This window comes from Sphingomonas sp. Leaf38, assembly GCF_001421825.1.
Taxonomy (GTDB): domain Bacteria; phylum Pseudomonadota; class Alphaproteobacteria; order Sphingomonadales; family Sphingomonadaceae; genus Sphingomonas.
On sequence record NZ_LMLD01000011.1, the window covers coordinates 170,765 to 187,349 of the forward strand.

The window sequence follows — 16,585 nt, forward strand, 5'->3', positions numbered from 1 at the left end:
TTCCGTGTCCTCCCCCTCCGTCTCGCTGCGCGATCTCCCCCTGGCGGGGAGGATTTCTCAGGGGTAGCTGACGGTCTTCGGGACCGCGGGGATCTCGATCCATTCCTTCTCGTCGCCGGGCACCTTCGGGAAATTGCCCGCATTCCAGTCGCGTTTCGCCTGTTCGATCCGGTCGCGGCTGGAGCTGACGAAGTTCCACCAGACGTGGCGCGGGCTCGTGAACGCGTCGCCGCCGCACAGCATCGCACGCCCCCCGGTCGCCGAGCGGAGCGTCGCCGCAATGCCGGGACGCAGCACGTAGAGCACCTGTGGTTCGAGCGGCACGCCCTCCAGCGTCGCCTCGCCCATCGCGAGATAGATCGCGCGTTCCTCCGCCGCCGCATCGATCGGCACGCTCGCGCCGGGATCGAGCGCGATGTCCGCGTAGATCGTGCCCGAATAGGTCGTGGTCGGTGCGGTCTGGCCCCACAGACTCCCCATGATGATCCGCGAGCGCGCGCCATGCGCATCGATCACCGGCAATTGCGCCTTGGTGACGTGCTCGAACGCGGGATCGATCTCCTCGACCGCCTCGGGCATCGCCAGCCAGGTCTGGATCCCCGACAGCGTCGGCCCCCCGGCGCGCTCGTCGCCGGGCGAGCGTTCGGAATGGACGATGCCGTGGCCCGCGGTCATCAGATTGACCGCGCCGGGCTCGATCCGCGCCTGCGTGCCGAGCGAATCGCGGTGGTCGATCGCGCCGTCGAACAGATAGGTGACGGTCGACAGGTTGATGTGCGGATGCGGCCGCACGTCGATGCCCGATCCGACCTCGAGATGCGCGGGGCCCATCTGGTCGAAGAACAGGAACGGGCCGACCATCGTCCGTTCCTTGTTGGGCAGCGTCCGGTGGACCTTGAACCCGCCCAGATCGTGCGTCGACGGCAGGATGGTCTGGAGAACGAAATCATCGAGCATGTGCGCTATCCCTTGGCAGGTTCCGAGGCGTCGAGAAGGTCGACCAGATCTGCTGGATAGATGGTTTCGTCATGCGCGACGATGTCGTTTCGGGAAAACCACCGGTGACCGACGAGCAGTTGCTTCTCCTGTTCGGTGAGATTGCCCGCCTTCACGTCGCACGTGTCGACGTCGACCCGGAAATAGCGTTCGTCCGCGGTGACCTCGACGCCGTCGAAGGTCAGGAAGTCGATCGTCCGTTGCGCGACCTCGGGGCCGCAGTCGATGTCAAGGCCGACCTCCTCCCAGAGCTCGCGGCGCGCGGCGGCGGCATAGCTCTCGCCCGGATCGACCGCGCCGCCGGGCGTGCACCATAGCGGCGGGCGATCGTCGGGCGTGAAGCGGAACATCAGCACGCGGTCTTCACCGTCGACCAGCAGGATCCGCGCGGCAGGGCGCGGTGTGCGCCCGCTCATGAATCCTCCCCCGCCAGGTGGCGGTGGCAGGCAAAGCTTGACGGAGGGGGAGGACACGGAACAGCGGTCATCGCTTCCCGCCCCCTCCGTCTCGCTGCGCGATCCACCTCCCCCTGGCGGGGGAGGATTCGGGCATGCTCATGCCGCATCCAGTTCGGGATAATGGCGGAAGATGCCGTCGGTGTTGAACGCGATCCGGCGGTCGCTTTTCAGATACGCCTTGATCCCCGGCAGCTCGGCGACCTGATCGTGTATGCGGATAAGATTGGGATACTCCGGCTCGAGCGTCTTCATCCGCTGCGGAAACATGTAGCGCAGCCCCTCGACGATCTGGAACAGCGAGGTGTCGGCATAGCCCCATTTATGGTCGATCAGCCAATCACCCGGGTTTGCCTGCGCCGCATCCTCGAAATGGCCGAGAAATTTCGGGAGGCGCTCCTCGCGGAACTGCTTGGCAGCGCGCGCGGCCTCGGGCTTCTGGTCGTTGTAATAGTCCATCATCGCGACCGGATGGTGGACGTTGTGGACCTCTGCGACGAGGTCCGCGATCGTCAGCTGCAACTGGTTGAGCCACAGCCGGTCGGCCATGGTCGACGGCGCGATCGAATGCCGCTCGCCGAGATACAGCAGGATGTTGGCGACTTGCGCGATGACCAGCCCGTCGAGTTCGAGATAGGGCGGCGCGAACGGCGTCCGTCCGGTGCGGTCGTTCAGATCGGCGAGCAAACCCTCTTCGCCTACGCCGCGCGCGCAATCCTCATACGCGATCTCTGCCCCTTCGAGCGCGAGGCGGACGAACTCGCCGCGTCCCTGGAGCGAGGGCCAGTACCAGAGCTTGTACGCCATCAGAGCTCCCCGGGCGCGCGGGCCTTGATGGCGAGCGCGTGGATCTTCGTGCTCAACAGGTCGGCGAGCGCCTGGTTCACGAGCCGCTGCCGCGCGACGCGAGTAAGGCCTTCGAATGCCGGTGTTTCCACCTCGACGCGGAAATGCGTTTCGCCAGTGCCGTCGTCGCCCATGTGGCCGGCATGGAGTCCGCTCTCGTTGACGACGGTCAGCTGCGTGGGCGCGAGCGCGGTGGTGAGGCGCGCGGTGATCTGGTCCTGTACGGAGCCGGTGGCGAGGTCTGTCATCGAACCTATATAGCCCGTTTCGGAAAGCGCGGGGAGCCAGTGAGCGAAGACGGTGAGAACAATCGCAAGGAACGCCCCAGCCCGCGCTTTCACGGCCGCGTGGAAGGGACCGGGCGCGTCTGCATGTGGCGCGATTGCGAAGGACCGGGCGAATTTCGCGCGCCGCCTTTGGAAGGGCCGAGTGACAGCGGGCCGCCGCAGTTCCGCTGGTTCTGCCTCGAGCATGTCCGCGCGTTCAACGCCGGCTATAATTTCTTCGACGGGATGACCGCGGACGAGATCCATCATGCCCAGCGGCCGATGGCGGGCTGGGAGCGCGAGACGCGTGCGTTCGCGCATGGCGGCGGCGACACGCCGCCCAAATGGGCGGACTTCGCCGACCCGATCGACGCGATCGGTGCGCGCTTCGGGGAACGGATGGCGGCAGCGCGCAAGGACGGTCGCGTGTTATCCGATGGCGAACGACGGTCGTTGCGCGTGCTCGGGCTGGGGACGGACACCGACCGGACCACGCTGCGCAAACGCTACAGCGAACTCGTGCGCCGCTATCACCCCGATCGCAACGGCGGCGACCGTGCGCATGAATCGGAGTTGCAGAAGGTGATCGCCGCGTACCAGCATCTGAAGGGCGCGGCCGCGTTCGCGTAACCACTCCGTCATCCTGGGCTCGACCCAGGATCCAGAGCCGAGCATGGAATCGAGTGGGGCTCTGGATCCCAGCGTTCGCTGGGATGACGGTTGTGGGATTCCGGCGTTCGCTCGGATGACGGCCGTGCGGTATGATGCATGCTTACTCTGATCGAGATTTCACGCCGCCCGATCCGGAACCCGCTGCTATCCCGGCGGTTCGTCTAACTCATCCGGTCAATCGCCCGACCAATCGTACAGCGGCGGTTGAGTAACAGCCCGCGCTTGGCCTAGAGCTACCGGGAACACGAGGCCAACATGACCGATATCCCGAATACCCAGCCCGACAGCCGCGAGACCACGATCCTCGACGCCCCCGACCGCATGGTCAAGGTGCGCGAGATGTTCGGCATCGATTCCGACATGGAAGTGCCCGCCTTCTCGGAAGCCGACGAGCGCGTTCCCGATCTCGATCCGGCGTATGTCTTCGATGCGGACACCACGCTCGCCGTCCTTGCCGGCTTTGCGCATAACCGTCGCGTGATGGTCCAGGGCTATCACGGCACCGGCAAGTCGACGCATATCGAGCAGGTTGCGGCGCGCCTCAAATGGCCGTGCATCCGCATCAACCTCGACGCGCATATCAGCCGAATCGACCTGATCGGTCGCGACGCGATCGTGCTCAAGGACGGCCAGCAGATCACCGAGTTCCGCGAAGGCCTGCTGCCCTGGGCGCTTCAGACCCCGACTGCGCTCGTGTTCGACGAATATGACGCAGGGCGCCCGGACGTGATGTTCGTGATCCAGCGCGTGCTGGAGACCGAGGGCAAGCTGACGTTGCTGGACCAGAACCGCGTGATCCGCCCGAACCCGTGGTTCCGCCTGTTCGCGACCGCCAACACGGTCGGCCTCGGCGACACCAGCGGGCTGTATCACGGCACGCAGCAGATCAACCAGGGCCAGATGGATCGCTGGAACATCGTCGTCACGCTCAACTACCTGCCCGCCAAGGTCGAGGCGCAGATCGTACTCGCCAAGTCGGGCGAATATGACAAGCCCGACGGCAAGAAGGTCGTCGAGAACATGGTCCGCGTCGCCGACATGACGCGCAAGGGCTTCGTCAACGGTGACATCTCGACCGTGATGAGCCCGCGCACCGTGATCACCTGGGCGCAGAACGCGCTGATCTTCGGCGATGTCGGCTTCGCATTTCGGTTGAGCTTCCTCAACAAGTGCGACGAGGCCGAGCGGCCGCTGGTGGCGGAATATTACCAGCGCGTGTTCGGCAAGGATCTCCCCGAGAGCGTGGTGGGCAAGGCGTAAGCTTTTGGCGAACGAAACGCCTCTCGATCGCTTTAAGGCGGTTCTGGCCGGGACGGCACGCGCAATCGCGGAGGAGCCCGAGGTCGAGCTCGCCTTCACCGCGGACGCGCCGACGCAGAGCGGCAAGCATATCAAGGTGCCGATGCCCGCCCGCGCCTTGCCGGCCGAGCAGGTGGCGGAGGCGCGTGGGTTCGCCGATGGCTTCGCGCTGCGGCTGAAGCTGCACGACATCGCGCTGCACAACCGCGCCGCACCGGTCGAAGCAGTCGCCCGCGCGGTTTTCGATTCGGTCGAGACCGCGCGGATCGAGGCGCTCGGGTCGCGCGGCTATGCGGGGATCGCGGACAATCTGGATCGTGCGCTCGACGTTCGGCTCCGCGCCGATCCGATCACGCGTGCGCGCAATCGTGACGAAGTGCCGCTGTCGACCGCGCTTGGCCTGATGGTGCGCGAGAAGCTGACCGGGCAGGATTCGCCCGCGATCGCCGCGCCCGGGCTCGCGCTGGTGCGTGAGTGGATCGAGAGCAAGACCGATCTCGACGCGCTGGCCTACGCGCTCGACGACCAGAAAGCATTCCAGGGTCTCGCGCGGAAGATGCTGCAGGAGCTGGAACTCGTCGAAGGCGATCAGGTCCCCGAGGAGAGCGACGAGGGCGGCTCCGAGGACGAGGGCACCGACGAGCAGCAGCAGGACGAGGGCGACGAAGGCGACGACCAGGGCGAGGACGGCCAGGGCGAAGTCGAGGCGCGCGGCGAACAGGCCGAGCAGCAGAACGAGGAAAGCGACGGCCAGGAGCAGAGCGACGAGTCGATGGACGACATCGACGGCGAGCCAGGCGACGATGGCGAGGAGGGGATGCAGCCGGTCCGCCCGAACCGCCCCTTCGCGGACATGGGCGGCGCGTTCGACTACAAGCCGTGGACGACGCAGTTCGACGAGGTGATCGCCGCGACCGAGCTGTGCGACGCGGACGAACTGGCGCGGCTGCGCGGCTATCTCGACCAGCAGCTCGTGCATCTGCAATCGACCGTGTCGAAGCTTGCCAACCGCCTGCAGCGCCGCCTGATGGCGCAGCAGTCGCGGTCGTGGGATTTCGACCAGGAGGAGGGCATTCTCGACGCCGCGCGGCTGGCGCGCGTGATCGTCAACCCGACGCTGTCGCTGAGCTACAAGGCCGAGCGCGAGACCGATTTCCGCGATACCGTCGTGACCCTGCTGATCGACAATTCGGGATCGATGCGCGGACGACCGATCTCGATCGCGGCGATCAGCGCGGACATCCTCGCGCGCACGCTCGAGCGCTGCGGTGTGAAGACCGAGATCCTCGGCTTCACGACGCGCGCCTGGAAGGGCGGACAGAGCCGCGAGACGTGGCTCGCCGCCGGGCGTCCGCCGCAGCCGGGGCGGCTCAACGACATTCGTCACATCGTCTACAAGCGCGCCGACGAACCGTGGCGGCGCGCGCGCAACTCGCTCGGGCTGATGATGCGCGAGGGGTTGCTTAAGGAAAATATCGACGGCGAGGCGCTGATGTGGGCGCATGCGCGGCTGGTCGCGCGGCCCGAGGAGCGTCGCATCCTGATGGTGATCAGCGACGGCGCGCCGGTCGATGATTCGACGCTTAGCGTGAACTCGGGCTCGTACCTCGAACGCCATCTGCGCCAGGTGATCGGCTGGATCGAGAGCAAGTCGCCGGTCGAGCTCGTCGCGATCGGCATCGGCCACGACGTCACCCGCTATTATGCGCGCGCCGTGACGATCATGGATGTCGAGCAGCTTGGCGGGACGATCATCGAACAGCTCGCGTCGCTGTTCGACACCGAGTGATCGCCGCGTGATCGAGGCGCCAGCCGGCGGCTTCCACGGCCCCGTCAAACGCTCGATCACCATCGCTGGCCACCAGACCTCGATCAGTCTCGAACCCGTCTTCTGGCAGGCGCTCGAAGCCGCGGCCACGCGTCTCGCGCTGCCGCTGTCGGCGCTCGTCGCCGAGATCGACGCCATTCGCATTGTCGCAGACGATCCGCCCAATCTTGCTAGCGCGTTGAGAACATGGCTCTTCGTTAATTTGCGTTGAGAACTACTCGCATTAGCGTTGACAGTGCGAACGACTCTCAATAGCGAGCCCCTCAAGAACAAAGGGGTTTGTCCATGTCGCTACCGTCGCCGCGCGCATCGTTGCCGCGTTCGTCCTCCGTGCCCGCGTTCCTTGCTCTGTCGTGCGTCGGTGCCTTCGCGACCGCGCCGGCCTATGCGGCGGATGCCGACAAGGCGGCGGCACCAGTGACGGATGCGCAGCAGCGCGAGGAAATCCTCGTCAACGGCCAGCGCATTCACGACGAAGGCCCCAAGCAGGTCGCGCCGCTGGTCAACACGCCGCGGTCGGTGATCGTCCTGCCCAAGGAAGTGATTGAGCAGACCGGCTCGAACAGCCTCGCCGACGCGCTGCGCACCGTGCCCGGCATCACCTTCGGCGCGGCGGAGGGTGGCAATCCGATCGGCGACCGTCCCTTCATCCGTGGGTTCGACAGCCAGGGCAGCATCTATGTCGACGGCGTCCGCGATCTAGCGTCGCAGACGCGCGAAGTATTCGCGGTTGATTCGGTCCAGATCGTTCGCGGCTCGGATTCGACGCTCGGCGGTCGCGGCTCGGCGGGGGGCACGATCAACATCCTGTCGCGCCTGCCGCAGCTCGACACCTTCGGATCGCTCGGCGCCAGCTACGGCGAGGCGGACTATAAGCGCGTCACGGGTGACGTGAACCTCAAGGTCTCCGACACCGCCGCCTTCCGCATCGAGGGGATGTGGCATGATCAGGACGTCGCAGGACGTGATGCGATCTGGCAGAAACGCTGGGGCATCGCGCCGTCGTTCGCGGTCGGGCTCGGCACGCCGACCCGGCTGACCGCGAGCTTCTATCATATGGAGAGCGAGGAACTGCCCGACAGCGGCATCCCCTATCTCTACACGATCGCCAATCATCCCGGCACCGGCAACGTCACGACCCAGCCCGCGCTCGGCACCGTGACGACCGCCAGCGGCCAGACCGGCTATGTCTCGCGCAAGACCTTCTACGGGCTGGCGGCGCGCGACTTCCGCGATGCGACCACCAATCAGGCGACGCTCCGCGTCGAGCATGATTTTGGCGGCATCACGCTACGTAACACCGCACGCTACACGCACAGCTCGCAAAGCTTCATCTTCACGTTGCCCGATGACAGCCAGGGCAATGTCTATGGCACCACCGCGACGGCAACCAGTGGCGTCAATCCCATCACGGGCGGTACGAAGGTGACGGGCGGCGGCTATGTCTGGACGCGCGGCAACACGCGCTATGGCTATAGCGAGAGCATCGTCGACCAGACCGACCTGTACGGGAAGTTCAACACCGGCGGTATCGAGCACAGCTTCTCGCTCGGCACCGAAATCTCCTGGGAGAAGACGCGGCGCGGGACGTTCGTGTCGGCGAACGGATCGACGATCAGCCCGCGCTGCGACACGGTCACGATCGCGCGGTCCTACTGCGTCAGCCTGTTCGATCCAAATCCGTATGCGCCGTGGGTCAACTACACGAGCGATACGTCGACCACCCAGACGCCCATCGTGAAGGGTGCGCCCTCGACCGAGACGCAGAACGACGCAAATACCAAGGCGGTCTACGCGTTCGATTCGATCACGTTGATGCCCGCGCTGATCCTGAACCTCGGTGCGCGCTACGATCGCTTCCAGTCGACAGTTACCTTGCCAGGTGCCCAGCAAACGCGAATCAAGCGGGTCGACAATCTGTTCAACTGGCAGGCCGGCCTCGTCTTCAAGCCGACGTCGGAAACCAGCCTGTACGCAAGCTACGCGACCGCCGCCACACCCCCCAACAGCCTGCTCGGCGAGGGCCGCGAGGACAATGCGATCTCCGCGGCGGTGCTCAACTTGCTGAATCCGCAAAAAACCAAGTCGTACGAGGTGGGTGCCAAGGCCAGCCTGTTCGGCGAGCAGCTCCAGCTCGGCGCCGCGGTGTTCCAGACCGAGATTTCCAACGCGCGCGTGCTCGACGACACCAACACCGCATCGTTCATCGGCGAGACGCGGATCCGCGGTATCGAGTTTAACGTCAGCGGGACGATCCTGCCCGGCTGGACCGTGTTCGGCGGGTTCACGCATCTCGACCCCAAGATCATCGACGGCGGTTTCACGACGCTGACCGCCGCGGCGCGTCCCGGCATCCAGCCTGCACGAACGATTGGTGTGGTCTCGGTCAACACCGGCAAGCAGGTACCGCAGACCGCCAAGAACAGCTTTACAGCGACGACCAATATCGACGTGACCAAGCGGCTCCAGATCGGTGGCACCGCGTTGTACATGGACGAGCAGATCGGTGGCTATGCCGACAACCGCACCGCAACGCAGAACGATGCCGGCGTCGTCTCGGTCAATCCGGCAACCAAGGTGCTGACGCGCAGCATCCCCGATTACTGGCGCTTCGATGCGCGCGCGAGTTACAAGCTGACCGACACTATCGACCTCAGCGTCAACGCGCAGAATCTGACGAACAAGACCTATTTCTCGCAGACCTTCACCAGCCATTATGCGTCGATAGCGGCCGGCCGTACGGTGTTCGGCACCGTGAACCTGCGTTTCTAAAAAGGGGTGGCCGTGACGGCGATCGATACGTTGACGCCCGACGCCATCGCCGCGCGCCTTTCCGGCAGTCCGGACGAGCGCGCGGCGTTCGTGCGCGAGGCTGCGGACGCGGGCGTCGCGGAGGCGCAGGCGGTCTATGGGCAGATGCTGCTCGACGGCACCGGCGTCGCCGCCGATCCCGTCGCGGCGCTCGGTTGGTTCACCAAGGCCGCGGCGCAGCATCACGTGATGGCGCTCAACATGGTCGGGCGCTGCTACGATCTCGGCTGGGGTACGCGCGTCGACAAGGCGCGCGCCGCCGAATGCTACCGTATCGCGGCCGAGCGCGGGCTCGACTGGGCGATGTACAATTATGCGACCTTGCTCGCGCTGGGTGACGGCGTGGCCGAGGACAAGCCGGCCGCGCTGGCGTGGCTGAAACGCGTGGCGGCGATGGACTCGGGATTGGCGAGTGCGAAGGCGCTCAACTTCGTCGGCAGCTTTGCCGAAGACGGGTGGGCGTGCGATCGCGATCTTGACCGCGCCGCCGACTGTTACGCCCGGGCGGCCGAGGGCGGCGATTTCCGCGGGTGTTTCAATCACGCGCGGATGCTCGGGGCGGCGGGGGAGATCGAGATGGCATTGGGGTGGCTGCAACAGGCTGGGCAGCGCGGAAATGCGGCGTTTCTCGCCAAGGCGGAGGCGTGGCTCGCGTCCAGCGCGATCCCGGCCTTCCGCACGCGTGGCGTCGCGGCGCTGCGGGAGGGTGGCCAGTGCTGATCGCGATCCCCGACGTGCTCGATCCCGCTGGCGTTACGCGGATCCGTGCGCTGATCGACGCGGCAGACTGGATCGACGGCAACGCGACGTCCGGCTCCCAAAGCGCGCTGACCAAGCGCAACGAGCAATTGCCCGAGGACTCCGTCGCGGCGCGCGAGGCAGGCGGGATGATCCTCGATGCGCTCGGCCAGTCGGCGCTGTTCGTCGCCGCCGCGCTGCCGCTGAAAGTCTTCCCACCGCTGTTCAACCGCTATGCCGGTGGGCAGGATTTCGGGCTGCACGTCGACACTGCGGTCCGGATCAAGCGCGGCTCCGACTTCCGCATCCGCAGCGACCTGTCGGCGACGCTCTTCCTCGCCGATCCCGACGGCTATGATGGCGGCGAGCTGGTGATCGAGGATCAGTTCGGGCCGCAATCGGTCAAGCTGCCCGCGGGGCACATGGTGCTCTATCCCGCCTCCAGCCTGCACCGCGTCGCGCCGGTGACGCGCGGGGTGCGGGTGGCGTCGTTCTTCTGGCTGCAGTCGATGGTCCGCGACGACGGTGCGCGACGGATCCTGTTCGACCTCGACCAGGGCGTCCAGGCGGTCGCGGCCGCGCAGGGGCAGGGCGATCCGGCAACGGTGCGGCTGACCGGCGTGTATCATAATCTGCTACGCCGCTGGGCCGATGTCTAGGCACGCGCGGAAAGGGGATGGATGGACTTGCGTAGGCCCGCCATGCCACGCTGCACGAACGGGGGAATATGCGATGAATAAGCTGGCGATGCGACGCGCGTGGTTCCAGGTCCATAAGTGGATCGGGCTGATCCTGGCTGTCCTGATCATTCCGCTGTCGCTCAGCGGCGCGGCTTTGGTGTGGCACGATGCGCTCGACCGGATTGTCGATCCAAGCCGTTATGCGGTGTCGGGAACGACGGTGCGCGACCCGGACGCCTATGTCGCGGCGGCGGCGGCCCGGCTGACGCACGGCGAGCGGATCGCGCAGCTGACCATGCCTACGGATGGCGGACCCGTCGTGGTTGCCGCCGCCGCTGCGGGCAGCGCGCCTAAGCGGCCGGGCCCGCCGCAACGGACGATGGTGTATCTCGATCCGCCGACCGCGCGCGTGCTGGAGGTGTCGGCGTCGAACGGGGGGCTGGTTCGGTTCCTCCACGTCCTGCACGGCAGCCTGCAACTGCCCGGCGTCGGCAGGTCGATCGTCGGCTGGATCGGCGTGGCGATGATGGTGTCGTGCTTTACCGGGCTGTGGCTGTGGTGGCCGACGATCGGCAAATGGACGCGCGGGCTGCGCTACCGGCGGCATCGCAACGCCGATACGAACCTGCATCACCTGTTCGGCTTCTGGATCGCGCTACCGTTGTTCGTGCTGTCGCTGACCGGTGCGTGGATCGCGTTCCCGCAATTCCTCGGCAAGATCACCGGCGAGGCGTCGCGGCCGCGCGGGGGTCCCGATCGCGGCGCGATGATGCGCGCGAAGCCGCTCGCGAAACCGGCGCAGCCGCTCGCCGTGGCGATCGGCAAGGCGCGGTCTCTCGCCGGCGGCGCGCCGTTGCGCAGCGTCACGTGGCCGACCGATCTCAGCGCCGACTGGACGGTGACGTTCGCGCGCGGCAGCACGCCGGTCGGGGTGAAGATCGCCGACGACACCGGCGGCGCGACGGCCGCGCCCGCACGGCCGCAGACAGGCGTGGCGCGGTGGATGCGACGGATCCACGACGGCACCGACATGGGCGCGCTGTGGCAGGCGATCATCTTCCTCGGCGGGATCCTGCCCGCGGTGCTCGCGGTGACCGGGGTGATCATGTGGTGGCGCGCGCGCGGCTGGAAGGCGGAGCTCGCGGCCAAGAAGGCGGCGCGGGCGTAATGCTTGTCCCTCTTCCCCTTGAGGAGAGGGAAGGCGGAGCCGTAGGCGACGGGAGGGTGAGGGGCTGTGGGGTTCGCGTCCCGAGCCTCATGCCCCTCACCCTCCCACACGCGAGCGCGTGCGGGCCCCTCCCTCTCCCCTGAAGGGAGAGGGCAAGAACTACCGGCCTAGCAGAACCCGGGCCTGCCCGGCGATCTGCGCCAGCATCGCCGCATTCGGGACCGCGGCATGCCGCGCGCGGTCGATCACCGCCTTGAACTGCGCCACGCGCGTTGCGTTCGCGGTCAGCCAGGCCTCGACAGCACCCTGCGGATCCTGCGCCCCGCGACGCGCGAGGAACTCCAGCCGCAGCTGCTGGAAATCGCGCGCAAGGCCGGCAATCAGCAGGCGCTCCCACGGATCGGTCGGGCTGATCCGCGCCGCGTTCGCCTGCGCCCAGTCCAGCCCGAGCGCCTGCCCGAGATGCGTGAACGCACGTGTGAGGACCGCCTCGTCGAGCGTCATCCGCTCGCCGAGATCGGCCAGCCCGACCGCGCCGTCCATCTCGAACAACCGCACCACCTTGCGCACCAGATCGCTTGGTGCACCGACCGCTTCGAGCTGGCCCGCGATACGGCTGCTCTGCGCACTCGCCTCCTCGAGCAGCAACGCCGCAGTCTGGCTGTCGAGTTGCGTGATGCCCTTCGCCAGTCGCGCGAGTACGTCGCCCGGTGCCGTCCCCGGTGCCGACACGCGCAACAGATCGGCGATCTGCGAACGAGTCGCGACCGCCACCTCGTCGAACAGCGCGATCCGCGCCGCCTCGGGCATGACGGCCGTCTCGATCTCCGCCCACAGTGCCGGCAGGTCGAACAGGCGCTCGGCGACGACGAACATCGCCGCGATATCGCCCATCGCCGCGCCTTCCTCTTCCGCCAGTTCGAACGGGTAGAGGATGCCCAGTCGGTTGACGATCCGGTTGGCGAGCTTGGTCGCGACGATCTCGGGCCGCAGCCGATGCTCGTCGATCGCCGTTTCGAACCGCTCGCGCATCGCCGCGGGGAAGGCGGCGTGAAGGTCGGGCTTCAACGCGTCGTCCTTGGCGATGTCGCCATGCTCGATCGCGTCCTGCAACCCGAGCTTGGCGGTCGCCAGCAGCACGGCCAGTTCAGGGCGCGTGAGCCCCAACCCATCCTGGCCGCGACGCAGCAGGATGTCGTTCGACGCGAGGCCCTCGACCGCACGGTCGAGCCGGCCGGCGCTCTCGAAGATCTCGATCACGCGGACATAGCTCGGCATCGCCACCGCGCCATCCGCCTCGGCGATCGACAGCGCCAGCGTCTGCAGGCGGTTGTCCTCCAGCACGAGGTGCGCGACGTCATCGGTCATGCTGGCGAGCAGCGTGTTGCGATCCTCGTACTCGAGCCGGCCCTCGATCATCTCGCGGTTGAGCGCGATCTTGATGTTGACCTCGTTATCCGAGCAGTCGACGCCCGCCGAATTGTCGATGAAGTCGGTGTTGATCCGCCCGCCGCGCGCCGAAAACGCGATGCGTGCGGCCTGCGTGACACCCAGATTCGCGCCTTCGCCGATCGCGATCACGCGCAGATCCTCGGCATTGACGCGCAACCGGTCATTCGCCGGATCGCCGACCGCGACGTTCGCCTCGGAGGCGGCCTTCACATAGGTGCCGATACCGCCGAACCAGAGCAGGTCGGCGGGCGCCTTGAGAATCGCCGAAATGAGCGCACCCGGCTCCATCTCGCTCACCGTCACGCCGAGCGCAGCCTGCACCTCCGGCGACAGTTTCACGATCTTGTCGGTGCGCGCGAACACGCCGCCGCCCTTCGAGATCAGCGTCGCATCGTAATCCGCCCAGCTCGACCGCGGCAGCGCGAACATCCGGTTGCGCTCGGTCCAGCTCGCCGCCGGATCGGGATCGGGATCGAGGAAGATGTGGCGGTGATCGAACGCCGCGATGACCTTCAGCGTCTTCGACAGCAGCATGCCGTTGCCGAACACGTCGCCCGACATGTCGCCGCAGCCGACGACGGTGATGCTCTCGCTCTGCACGTCGAGGCCGCGTTCGGCGAAGTGCCGCTGGACGCTGAGCCATGCGCCCTTGGCGGTGATGCCCATCGCCTTGTGGTCGTAGCCGACCGAGCCGCCGCTCGCGAACGCGTCGCCGAGCCAGTATCCGCGTTCGAGCGCGAGCGCGTTGGCCACGTCGCTGAACGTCGCGGTACCCTTGTCCGCCGCGACGACGAAATACGGATCCTCGCCGTCGAGGATCGTCACGCCGTCCGGATGGACGATCTTGCCCTCGACGATGTTGTCGGTGATCGACAGCAAGGTGCGGATAAAGATCCGGTAGCTCTCGGTCCCCTCGGCGAGCCATGCGTCGCGGTTCGACGGGGCAGGGAGCTGTTTCGGATAGAAGCCGCCCTTCGCGCCGGTCGGCACGATCACCGCGTTCTTGACGCGCTGCGCCTTCATCAGCCCGAGGATCTCGGTGCGGAAATCGTCGCGACGATCAGACCAGCGCAGGCCGCCGCGCGCGACCGGGCCGGCGCGTAGGTGGATGCCCTCGACGCGTGGCGAATAGACCCACACTTCGCGCCACGGCACGGGCGCGGGAAGGCCGGGAATCAGATGGCTGTCGAGCTTGAACGCGAGCGCCTCCGACGCGGCGGGCGTGAACGCGTTGGTGCGCAGCGTCGCCGCGATCAGGTTGCGATAGGCGCGCAGGATACGGTCGTCGTCGATCGCAGTCACCGCGTCGAGGCCGGCTTCGATCGCTTGGTCCGCCTCGATCGCGTTGCCTGGATGCTCCGGATGATGAACCGCGGTGAAGCGCGCGATCAGCGCCGCCGCGACCTTCGGTGCACGCCGCAACGCATCGACGACGGTGGTCAGCCCGTAAGGGAGCCCGGCCTGACGCAGATACCGGAACCACGCGCGGAACAGCACGATGGCTTCGGGACGCATGCCGAGTTCGACGATCAGCCGGTTGAACGCATCATTCTCCGCCGCGCCTTCCAGCACCGCCGCGATCGCGCCCTCCAGAATGCCGGCATCGCTCTGCTGCGCTGCGTCATTGGCCTCCAGCACGAAGTCATGCACGAACGGCACGCTGTCGTCGCGCAGCCGCGTCGGGAGTTCACCGATCACGCGGAAGCCGAAGTTTTCCAGCACCGGCACGGCGTCCGACAGCGGCAGTGCGCCGCCCAGCTTGTAGATCTTGAGCTGCGGATCGGCACCGACGTCGCTGGGGACCAGCCGCACACCGCGCGCGGCGGGATCGGTCAGGGCAGCGATCCGCTGGATATCCTCGGCAGCCTCGGCGGGAGTGCTGAGGTTGCGGTAATTCTGGGGGAACGCGGCGGCCCATTTGAGCGCGAGGCGCGCGGCGCGCGCTGGCGGCAACGTCTCGACCAGGGCGGCCTCGACGTCCGACACCCAGCCGCGCACCATCCGCTGCAACCGCAGCGCAAGCGGCGCGACGTCGGGCATCCGGCCTTCCCCGCGCAGATCGAGCGTGTAGCGAATCATCGCGACCTCGCCGTCCTCGAGCGCGATCGACCAGTTCAGGATGCTCGCATTCGCCGCCTCGGCCAGCATGTCGCCGATCGCGACCCGGCGGCTGGTCGTGACGTCGTCACGCGGCAGCCAGACGAACCCGAACAGGTGCCGGCCGAGCGCCGATTCGACGAGCACGAGCGCGGGCCGCGGCCGATCCGCGAGGCTCATCGCGGTCAGCGCCAGATCCTCGAGCGCATCGGGGGCGAACGCGATCACGAGGTCATGCGGGAGCGCGGTGAACGCATGCGTCAGCGCCTTGCCGGCGTGGCCGCGCGGATCGAACCCGAACTTGTTCTTCAGCGCCGCCAGCCGCGCGCGCAGCACCGGCACGTCGCGCGGCATCGCCGCCAGCGCGGCGCTGGTCCACAACCCGCTATAGATCGACAGCCCGGCGACGGTCGCGCCTTCCATCACCGGCACCAGCACCAGATCGAGCGGCACGGCGCGGTGGACGGTCGAGATCAGGTTGGACTTGAGCAACAGTGGCGCATCGTTGCCCGCCTCGAACCATTTGATCGCGAGTGCGCGCGATGCTTCCGCGAGGATCGGCACGCGGTGGTCGTTGCGCGCGATGCCGAGCGCGGCGTGACCGCTCCCGTCACGATGCCAGATCTGGTGCCCGAGCAACGTGAGGTGCCCGCTCAGGAACCACTGCAACAGCGCCGCACCTTCGCCCTCGGGCAGCTTGGCGATATCGTCGTCGAGCGCGGCTTGCATCGCGCGCCAGTCGGTTACCGCCGCCCGCACGTCGGCCAGCACCGCGGTAAGGTCTTCGATCAGCCCGCGACGGTCGCGCGCGTCGGCACGCTCCATCTCCAGATAGATCATCGATTCGGGGCGGCCCGCGCCTTGGCCATCCGCGTCGATCGCCTGCAGCGTGCCATCGGGGGTCCGCGTCGTCCGGACGACCGGGTGGATGATTCGATCGACCGCGATGTCCTGCGCACCGATCGCCGCCGCGATCGAATCGACCAGGAACGGCATGTCGTCGTTGACGATCGCGAGCCGCATCCGCCGCCGCGTATCGTCCGCGCTGATCGGCTCGATCGCGATCGCCGGCGCACCGTCATCGCGGTGCGCGGCAGTCGCGGCCACGAACGCCGCGGCCTGCGCGACCTCGCTCGCACCGAAGTCCTTCAATTCGCCCGGAAGGGCCCGTTCGGTCAACCGGCCCGCAAGGGTGTCGGTGAGCGTCTTCAACGATTGGTTCGCCATAGGTCAGGGCCTATGCGCCCGCCGTCCGGCTATCTCAAGGCTTGTGGCAG

13 protein-coding genes are annotated in these 16,585 nt (G+C 67.1%); 8 read left to right on the forward strand and 5 right to left on the reverse strand.

Going from position 1 to position 16,585, the window contains the following annotated elements:
• Positions 1–57 precede the first annotated feature (57 nt).
• The 4 genes from ASE88_RS08235 to ASE88_RS08250 all read right to left on the reverse strand — a co-directional run bounded on the left by ASE88_RS08235 (position 58) and on the right by ASE88_RS08250 (position 2,545).
• Positions 58–957, reverse strand: coding sequence for a pirin family protein (locus ASE88_RS08235; RefSeq protein ID WP_056477450.1), 900 nt, complete (start codon positions 955–957; stop codon positions 58–60).
• A 5-nt stretch (positions 958–962) separates the two neighbouring features.
• Positions 963–1,412, reverse strand: coding sequence for an NUDIX hydrolase (locus tag ASE88_RS08240; RefSeq protein ID WP_056477451.1), 450 nt, complete (start codon positions 1,410–1,412; stop codon positions 963–965).
• 138 nt (positions 1,413–1,550) lie between these two features.
• Positions 1,551–2,258 (reverse strand): glutathione S-transferase, encoded by a 708-nt coding sequence (locus tag ASE88_RS08245; RefSeq protein WP_056477453.1) that lies wholly within the window; start codon positions 2,256–2,258, stop codon positions 1,551–1,553.
• Positions 2,258–2,545, reverse strand: a complete 288-nt coding sequence (locus ASE88_RS08250) for a BolA family protein (protein ID WP_056477455.1) — start codon at positions 2,543–2,545, stop codon at positions 2,258–2,260. Before ASE88_RS08250 ends, ASE88_RS08245 begins: the two co-directional genes overlap by 1 nt.
• 123 nt (positions 2,546–2,668) lie before the next feature.
• On the opposite strand from ASE88_RS08250, the gene ASE88_RS08255 reads away from it, so the two are divergent.
• The 8 genes from ASE88_RS08255 to ASE88_RS08290 all read left to right on the forward strand — a co-directional run bounded on the left by ASE88_RS08255 (position 2,669) and on the right by ASE88_RS08290 (position 11,759).
• Positions 2,669–3,193 carry a J domain-containing protein gene (locus ASE88_RS08255; protein ID WP_082463234.1) on the forward strand — a complete coding sequence of 175 codons (525 nt, stop codon included), beginning with the start codon at positions 2,669–2,671 and terminating at the stop codon, positions 3,191–3,193.
• A 297-nt stretch (positions 3,194–3,490) separates the two neighbouring features.
• Positions 3,491–4,495, forward strand: coding sequence for a cobaltochelatase subunit CobS (gene cobS / locus ASE88_RS08260; protein WP_055874633.1), 1,005 nt, complete (start codon positions 3,491–3,493; stop codon positions 4,493–4,495).
• Between the two features lie 4 nt (positions 4,496–4,499).
• Complete coding sequence (cobT, locus tag ASE88_RS08265) at positions 4,500–6,323, forward strand: cobaltochelatase subunit CobT (RefSeq protein ID WP_055874630.1); 1,824 nt, start codon at positions 4,500–4,502, stop codon at positions 6,321–6,323.
• Positions 6,324–6,330: 7 nt separating this feature from the next.
• Entirely contained in the window at positions 6,331–6,573 is a 243-nt protein-coding gene (locus tag ASE88_RS08270) for a ribbon-helix-helix domain-containing protein (RefSeq protein ID WP_056477457.1), read from the forward strand.
• A 74-nt stretch (positions 6,574–6,647) separates the two neighbouring features.
• The gene (locus ASE88_RS08275; protein ID WP_056477459.1) at positions 6,648–9,134 is read left to right on the forward strand and encodes a TonB-dependent receptor; all 2,487 of its coding nucleotides are present in this window, start codon (positions 6,648–6,650) and stop codon (positions 9,132–9,134) included.
• A 12-nt stretch (positions 9,135–9,146) separates the two neighbouring features.
• A complete protein-coding gene (locus tag ASE88_RS08280) occupies positions 9,147–9,893 on the forward strand; it encodes a tetratricopeptide repeat protein (RefSeq protein ID WP_156356982.1) in 747 nt (248 codons plus the stop codon).
• A complete protein-coding gene (locus ASE88_RS08285) occupies positions 9,887–10,570 on the forward strand; it encodes a Fe2+-dependent dioxygenase (protein ID WP_056477461.1) in 684 nt (227 codons plus the stop codon). Before ASE88_RS08280 ends, ASE88_RS08285 begins: the two co-directional genes overlap by 7 nt.
• Before the next feature lie 73 nt (positions 10,571–10,643).
• A complete protein-coding gene (locus ASE88_RS08290) occupies positions 10,644–11,759 on the forward strand; it encodes a PepSY-associated TM helix domain-containing protein (protein WP_056477463.1) in 1,116 nt (371 codons plus the stop codon).
• Positions 11,760–11,918: 159 nt separating this feature from the next.
• Here the strand turns inward: ASE88_RS08290 and ASE88_RS08295 are convergent, their stop codons facing one another.
• Positions 11,919–16,535, reverse strand: coding sequence for an NAD-glutamate dehydrogenase (locus ASE88_RS08295; protein WP_056477465.1), 4,617 nt, complete (start codon positions 16,533–16,535; stop codon positions 11,919–11,921).
• Between the last annotated feature and the right edge of the window lie 50 nt (positions 16,536–16,585).